At 47.0% G+C, this 1,024-nt stretch carries 1 protein-coding gene and 1 pseudogene; both read right to left on the bottom strand.

Going from position 1 to position 1,024, the window contains the following annotated elements:
- Positions 1–213: pseudogene (locus R7E00_RS25260) on the bottom strand (peptide ABC transporter permease); the annotation flags it as partial.
- Positions 213–1,024, bottom strand: an 812-nt coding sequence (locus R7E00_RS25255) for an ABC transporter substrate-binding protein (protein WP_318124945.1), incomplete at its 5' end; no start/stop codon positions are given. The pseudogene R7E00_RS25260 and the gene R7E00_RS25255, both read right to left, overlap by 1 nt.

The raw sequence follows: 1,024 nt of genomic DNA, 5'->3' as shown, positions 1-1,024 counted from the left end.
AACGGCGAGTTCGTCGTAAATCGCATTGCCGTTTTTGCTTAAACCAAAATCGAGCTGAGAAAGGTTAATTAAGTAGCTTTGCCAGCCAGACCAGAACTCCACATTTGCCCAATGTGAAAGCGGGTCAAGGCGCAGCAGAGAAAAGCCCACCAAAGTGAGAATCATCAAAGTGATGAAAAAGAGGTTAAATCGTCGAACGGTGTACCAAAACATCAGTGGATTCTCTCAACTCTATCAAACGGTTGGGCATTGAAAGGGCTCGATTTGAAGCCAGTTAATGACTTGTCGTGCACACGGAATTGAACCCCATGTGCCAACGGAATAACTGGAAACTCTTCATTCAAAATATTTTGCGCCTGACGATACAGGTTTAGGCGGTAACGTTGCTCTTGCGTCTCTAGCGCGAGATCCAGCAAAAAGTCGAAATCATCGTTACACCACATCGAAACGTTAAGGCCCACTCGGTCTGATTCGCACGATAGTAAAGGACGGAAGAAGTTATCCGGATCGCCAGTATCGCCAATCCAGCCAGTAAGAAGCAAGTCGATATCGTTGATGTTTTCAAGATCCACTCGCTCGAAACGGTCGTCGGTGAGCAGAGTCAGCTTGATGCCGATATCGGCGAAGTTCGCCTGAATGAGCTCAGCAGTTTTGCGTGGACTTGGGTTGAATGCTCTTGGCTCTAGCGGCACCCACATCGACAGTTTTAGACCATCTTCGTATCCCGCTTCACGAAGTAGAGCGAGAGCGTAATTTCGGTCATAACGAATTTTCGCACTGTCTTTTTGATACGCCCAAGAGTTCGGCGGCAGCAATGTATAAGCTAGGGTTCCTGTACCGTAATAAACCGAATCCAAGATATTTTGACGATTGATCGCAAGGTTCAACGCTTGGCGGACTCTTGGGTCGCGAAGTGCTGGAGTCTCGGTATTAATCGCAATAAAGGAAACGTTATTTGCTGGTGTTGCCGTCAACTCAAGGTTTTCATCTTCTTGAATGATTGGGATCTGGCTAGAGATAGGTG

The sequence above is a fragment of the Vibrio sp. Vb1755 genome (assembly GCF_033338635.1).
Classification (GTDB): Bacteria; Pseudomonadota; Gammaproteobacteria; order Enterobacterales; family Vibrionaceae; genus Vibrio; species Vibrio alginolyticus.
Note: the sequence above shows the minus strand (reverse complement) of the source record. Positions and strands in the feature narration are given on the sequence as shown.